Genomic DNA, 5,925 nt, shown 5'->3' with positions numbered 1-5,925 from the left:
AACCGCCAGCTCCTCCCGCCGAACCGCCAGCTCCTCCCGCCGAACCGCCAGCTCCTCCCGCCGAACCACCAGCTCCTCCAGTTGAGCAACCAGGGGTTAAGAGCGTACCCGAACCAGGTACAGTGGGCGCACTCTTGCTAACCGGTCTTGCAGCTCTGGGTCTTGGCAAAAAACGGAATGAAAATCAATAGTACTAGCCAACGCCAGTTGAACAAGCGTTCTCTCTTGTAGAGAGAAAGGTACTTTAAAAAAAGCTTCTCACATCTTATAAAGTGAGAAGCTTTTTATTTGCAATGCCATTCCCTCATGGTGGCGTTGGGTGATGTCAGTCACCGATCGAAAGTAGACTAGATTAAGTTAAAGTAATACTGCTTAACATTTGAGGATGTTATGGCCGCTAACGTAGAAATCTATACCTGGAGAAGTTGCCCCTTCTGCATCCGTGCTAAGGCTTTGCTGAACAAGAAGGGGGTTGAGTTTACCGAATACGTTATCGATGGGGATGAGCAAGCGCGGGCTAAAATGGCTCAACGGGCCAACGGTCGCCGTTCTGTACCCCAGATTTTTATTAATGACGAGCATATCGGCGGCTGCGATGATATCCACGCGCTGGATGCAGCAGGCAAACTCGATCCTCTGCTGCAATAGTCATTAGTTATTAGTCATCAGTTTAGTCATTAGGCAATTTCTCTTGACAACTGACGACTGACGACTGACAACTGACAACTGACAACTGACAACTAACAAAAGCATGAAATTTGCATTTATCATTGACCCTATCTCCAGGCTCGATCCTGGTCACGATACCAGCGTGGCACTGATGGAAGCTGCCCAGCAGATGGGTCATGAGGTTTGGATAACGGAAGCCAGTCATCTTAGTGTGGTGAGTGGCAAGGCTTGGGCGATTTTAGAACGGGTGCATCTCATCCCAGTGGAACTGGTAGAGGGGCGGTGGGTAGTGCAGCAGCCTTGGTACGAAGTGGGCGATCGCACTTTCCAACCCTTAGAATCGATGGATGCGGTGTTCATGCGAACCGATCCGCCGGTAACAGTACCTTATCTTTACGCTACGTACATTCTCGATTACATCGACCCAGCCAAAACTCTGGTAATCAACGCACCGAGAGGACTGCGAGCTGCTAATGAAAAAATGTATGCGTTGCAATTTACCGGCGCAATTCCAGAAACTATTGTCAGTCCGGATAAAGAGACGATCCGCAAATTTGTGGAGTCGAAAGGATCGGCAATTCTGAAGCCTTTGGGCAATAAAGCTGGGGAAGGAATTTTGTTTTTAGAACCGAGCGATCGCAACTTTAACTCGCTCGTCGAACTCAGTACTCTCCAAGGTAGAATTCCGGTGATGGTGCAAACTTATTTGCCAGCTGCCAAAGAGGGAGACAAACGCATTATCCTGCTCAACGGCATACCGATCGGTGCGGTGAATCGGATTCCCACCGGTAAGGAATTTCGCGGCAATATGGCAGTTGGTGGTAGAGTAGCAGAAACGGAAATTACCGATCGCGAACGGGAAATCTGTACCCAACTGGCACCCACGCTGCAACGAGATGGCTTAATTTTTGTTGGTATTGATGTGATTGGTGGCTACCTAACCGAAGTTAACGTCACCAGTCCTACAGGTGTAAGGGAGATCGATCGACTGTCGGGTACTCGTTTAGGTTATCAGACGATCGAATGGGTAGCAGAAGAAAGTCGTCGCAATTCAAAAGTCATCTCAACTTGAGATTAATTAACCTTAACTTCCGACAGGAGAAACCGCCATGACCGGAAATAACGACGATCGACAAGCTCAAATGTGGGCAATGTGGTGTCATCTTGCTTCCCTGGCGTGGATACCGTTAGCAATTATCGGCTTACCCATACCTTTTGCCAATATTGTGGGGCCACTCATATTTTGGGTGCTAAAGAAAGAAGCAGATCCTTTTATTAATGACCAGGGAAAAGAATCTCTGAATTTCCAAATTTCCATGACCATCTACGGCTTTATCGCAACTATTGTTTTGGTATTTATAGCCGTGATTTACTTTATAGTTGCCGGAGTTGCAGCAAGTAACGATGGAGGATTGCTGATCCTAGCGGGGGGTGTAATTGGAATAGGGCTAATTGGCTTACTGGCCGTAATTGGCATATTTCAACTAATTGTAGTCATTCTTGCCGCAGTAAAGGCCAAGGGTGGCTATGCTTATCGTTATCCGTTTACAATTCGATTAATCAAATAAAAAATATCGGAGTTGCCTAATCTTCTTCTCTGAAAACTGATCTTACCTGGAATGACATTGATGACAAAAAATTTAGAAAAAAACACTGTTAATGTAGCAGTAGTAGGAACTGGTTTCGGTCAAAAAGTCCACATTCCAGGATTGCAAGAACATCCACGGACTCAGATTGTGGCAGTTTATCATCGAGATTTGCAGAAGGCGAAAGAAATTGCATCCGCTCAAAATATTACGCACGCTTGTTGCACAGTTGAAGATATTGTAGCACTGCCAGAAGTGCAAGCTGTAAGTATTTCTACACCGCCATTTCTGCATTATGAAATGGCAAAGACTGTGTTACAAGCTGGGAAGCATTTGTTATTAGAAAAACCGACAACTTTATCGGCGTCTGAAGCGAGAAAATTGTACGATTTGGCGAAAAAAAAGGGTGCGATCGCAGTCATGGATTTTGAATTTCGCTTCGTACCCGCGTGGATGCGATTTGCCGAATTGTTGTCAGAAAATTATGTCGGACAGAAACGTTTAATTAAAATAGATTGGTTAGTTTCCAGTCGCGCCGATGCTACTCGCCCTTGGAATTGGTACGCTCGTAAAGACCTCGGTGGCGGCGCACTAGGAGCAGTAGCTTCCCACGCTTTTGATTATATCAGTTGGTTATTTGGCCCTGCGCGGCGGTTGTCTGCTAACTTGAGTACATCTATCCCCACTCGACCCGATCCGGCGACGGGTAAAATGAAGCAGGTAGATGCAGACGATACTTGTATGCTAATGCTGGAATTAGCAGATGGTACGCCGTGTCAGATTTGCATTAGTTCCGTGACTTATCAAGGCAGGGGACATTGGGTGGAAGTGTATGGCGATCGCGGTACATTAATCTTGGGTAGCGATAACCAAAAAGACTATGTGCATGGCTTTCGTCTTTGGGCTTCCCCAGCAGTAAAGAATTTAACAGAAGTAGAAATCCCCCACAGGTTAGATTTTCCTAAAAATTATACAGATGGAAGAATAGCTCCTTTTATGAGAGTTGTCGATCGGTGGCTGCAAGGTATCGATGCTGGTGCAGCCGTAACACCTTCTTTGCGCGAAGGAGTTTACTCCCAGTTATTGATGGATTTAACCCATCAATCCAACGAGTTGGGCAAATGGGTAGAAGTACCTAATTTAGAAAACTTTCTCGGATCTAGTTGAGTGGCCGCAATATCGTATAGTGGTGGTGCAGATTCAAGGCGATCGTACCAATTGCTTGTAGCGGCATTGAAGCTCCCCACCCACAAGGGGATGGGGCTTTCAACGCAACATTGCGGTAAACTGTCTCTTGGGAGTGTCTTGAACAATGCTTGACTCAAAAGAGGCTCACGCCGATCGCGTGGAACTGGTCGGTCGCATCAGCCAGCAAATTACGGAGGCGATCGAGCAAGTGCAGAGTATGACACCCGAATTTGAACAAGTCAGTCAAACTGTGGAAGCACAATTTGAGGGGGCGCAGCAAATTAGTGTGGCCATATCGAAGTTACTCCCTTCCCGCTCAAAGAATATGTATTGCATTAGGGGGGAGTGGGGGAGTGGGGGAGTGGGGGAGAAAAGAACAACAGGTAACTTGCGATCGATCATCTTACGGCGGAAAGGGAGTAAACGAAGTTGCTGTGCAAACAGTCGCATCTTTAAAAGAGACTAACCAGGCATTGACTCAATTGGATGAAACTGCTTAAATATTCAAGAATATCATTTCCAATTCAGTGTCATTTTGATGGCAGATTAATAATCAGAATACACTTTTTATCCTATGGAAATCAACCATATTGTAAACATTATCCAATATTATAGCACCCGCATCGGCAGTCAAGGCATTCTGAATTACACCAAACCGTTGATTCTAAAGACTTCTTCCCCTAATCCCCAATCCCAAGGCCCCAGTCCCTAGCTATATGTCAAATAAAAATTATTTAGTTACCAAATCCTCAAGGAAAATCCCCCTACGGGCAGCGCTGATTGTCCCGTTCGTACTGCAAACAACTGCTGTGGTAGGGCTAATAGGATATATCTCGTTCAAGAACGGACAAAAGGCAATTAACAATGTTGCTGCTCAATTGCGTAACGAATTGAATACTAGGATCGAAAACCAAATTAAAGCTAATGTTGAGATACCCCCTAAAATAGTTCAACTCAATGCCAATGCCTTAAGTAGGGGCGAAATCGATATCATTAACGGCAAAGGGGAACAACGCTTTTGGGAACAAGTAAAGCTGTTTCCATCCATTAGTTATACATATTGTGGCAGTCAACAAGGTGGCGAAGCATTTGGCGTATTGGTAGATCCGAACAATCCGCAAAAATTGGAGATAAAGATGAGCAATGCTGCCACTAATTATCGATATAATAACTACAGTCTGGATAGCAATGGCAATCGTACTGTTTTAAATAACAAAGAAACAAACCGATATGATGCTCGCCAACGCCCTTGGTACAAAGCCGCAGTCGCAACAGGAGGACTTACCTGGAGCGAAGTTTATCTAGACTTTTCGACACTACTGCCCACTATTACTTCTAGTATTCCTGTCTACGATAAAACGAATAACTCCTTAATTGGAGTCTGTGCAACCGATCTGTTTTTACCTAGAGACCTCAGCCAATTCCTGAAAACATTGAAAATAGGTAAGTCGGGGCAAACCTTTATCATCGAAAGCTCTGGAGTGCTAGTCGCCAGTTCGACAACTGAGCCGATAACGAGTGGCAGCGGTGAAAACACAAAACGCTTGAAGGCAACGGAGAGCAATAATGCTTTAGTGCGAGCTACGGGAGAGTATTTGCGCGATCGCTTCTCTAACCTAAACCAAATTCAAACTTCACAGCAACTAGAATTTGTCGTCAATGGAGAACGGCAATTCTTGCAAGTGACTCCCTTCAAGGATGGTAAAGGATTAGATTGGCTAATCGTGCTGATTGTCCCCGAATCAGACTTTTTGGAAGAAATCAATGCCAACAACCGGATAACAATTTGGTTGTGCGTGCTGGGGTTATTAGCAGCGATCGCGATCGCCATTGTCACCGCACAATCGATTAATCGCCCCATATTGCGAATTGCCCAAGCCTCAGAACAGATGGCGGATGGCAACTTCGACCAGGAAGTAGCATCCAGCCATATTGGGGAACTCGAAAGACTGTCCAACTCGTTCAACAAAATGGCCACACAACTGAAAACCTCCTTTTCTAAACTCAATTCGGTCATCGAACAAGCCAATCAAGTCAGTCTTCAAGTCACCGCCTCCACCAGCCAAATCGCTAACTCAGGCAAGCAACTAGAAGCAAGCGCCCTCCAGCAAGCCAGTTCCACCAGCGAAGTCAATGCAACAGCGCGTAGTATTGCTAACACTTCCGGGCAATTAGTCAAAACAATGGAAAATGTCACCCAAAAAGCGATCGTGACGGCACAAGCAACCAGTAATTCTCAAAAAAGCCTCCAAGAAATGGCGGCGGCGATGGGGGATTTAGCTTCAGCGACCAACGTGATTTCTGCCCGATTGCGGGTGATGAATGAAAAAGCCAATAACATCAATAGCGCCGTCAACCGAATTTCGGACGTAGCCTATAAAACTAATTTAATCTCCCTCAACGCCGCGATTGAAGCGGAAAAAGCCGGGGAGTACGGAGCGGGTTTTGCGGTGGTAGCCAGAGAAGTGCGACGATTGGCAGA

At 45.8% G+C, this 5,925-nt stretch carries 7 protein-coding genes; all 7 read left to right on the top strand.

Translation table 11 applies throughout. The features are described 5' to 3' along the window. The coding region (locus H6G03_RS36720; protein WP_190475814.1) for a PEP-CTERM sorting domain-containing protein at nucleotides 1-191 on the top strand (191 nt) is incomplete at its 5' end. Between the two features lie 199 nt (nucleotides 192-390). Then, the gene (grxC, locus tag H6G03_RS36715; protein WP_190475812.1) at nucleotides 391-648 is read left to right on the top strand and encodes a glutaredoxin 3; all 258 of its coding nucleotides are present in this window, start codon (nucleotides 391-393) and stop codon (nucleotides 646-648) included. A gap of 103 nt (nucleotides 649-751) precedes the next feature. After that, a complete protein-coding gene (gene gshB, locus H6G03_RS36710) occupies nucleotides 752-1,741 on the top strand; it encodes a glutathione synthase (RefSeq protein WP_190475810.1) in 990 nt (329 codons plus the stop codon). Nucleotides 1,742-1,778: 37 nt separating this feature from the next. After that, nucleotides 1,779-2,237: a DUF4870 domain-containing protein gene (locus H6G03_RS36705; RefSeq protein ID WP_190475808.1), complete on the top strand. Its 459-nt coding sequence runs from the start codon at nucleotides 1,779-1,781 to the stop codon at nucleotides 2,235-2,237. Between the two features lie 60 nt (nucleotides 2,238-2,297). Further along, nucleotides 2,298-3,422, top strand: coding sequence for a Gfo/Idh/MocA family protein (locus tag H6G03_RS36700; protein ID WP_190475806.1), 1,125 nt, complete (start codon nucleotides 2,298-2,300; stop codon nucleotides 3,420-3,422). A gap of 145 nt (nucleotides 3,423-3,567) precedes the next feature. Then, nucleotides 3,568-3,909, top strand: a complete 342-nt coding sequence (locus tag H6G03_RS36695; RefSeq protein ID WP_190475804.1) for a hypothetical protein — start codon at nucleotides 3,568-3,570, stop codon at nucleotides 3,907-3,909. A gap of 250 nt (nucleotides 3,910-4,159) precedes the next feature. Continuing rightward, nucleotides 4,160-5,925 (top strand): methyl-accepting chemotaxis protein (locus tag H6G03_RS36690; RefSeq protein ID WP_190475802.1); only part of this gene is annotated, 1,766 nt, incomplete at its 3' end.

It is taken from the genome of Aerosakkonema funiforme FACHB-1375, assembly GCF_014696265.1.
Lineage (GTDB): Bacteria > Cyanobacteriota > Cyanobacteriia > Cyanobacteriales > Aerosakkonemataceae > Aerosakkonema > Aerosakkonema funiforme_A.
This window is presented reverse-complemented; position numbering and strand designations above follow the sequence as displayed.

What these genes read in the sequence shown, in the direction of transcription:
- grxC (WP_190475812.1), top strand. Translation starts at nt 391, where the DNA reads ATGGCCGCTAACGTAGAAATCTATACCTGGAGAAGTTGCCCCTTCTGC.
- H6G03_RS36695 (WP_190475804.1), top strand. Translation starts at nt 3,568, where the DNA reads ATGCTTGACTCAAAAGAGGCTCACGCCGATCGCGTGGAACTGGTCGGT.
- gshB (WP_190475810.1), top strand. Translation starts at nt 752, where the DNA reads ATGAAATTTGCATTTATCATTGACCCTATCTCCAGGCTCGATCCTGGT.
- H6G03_RS36700 (WP_190475806.1), top strand. Translation starts at nt 2,298, where the DNA reads ATGACAAAAAATTTAGAAAAAAACACTGTTAATGTAGCAGTAGTAGGA.
- H6G03_RS36705 (WP_190475808.1), top strand. Translation starts at nt 1,779, where the DNA reads ATGACCGGAAATAACGACGATCGACAAGCTCAAATGTGGGCAATGTGG.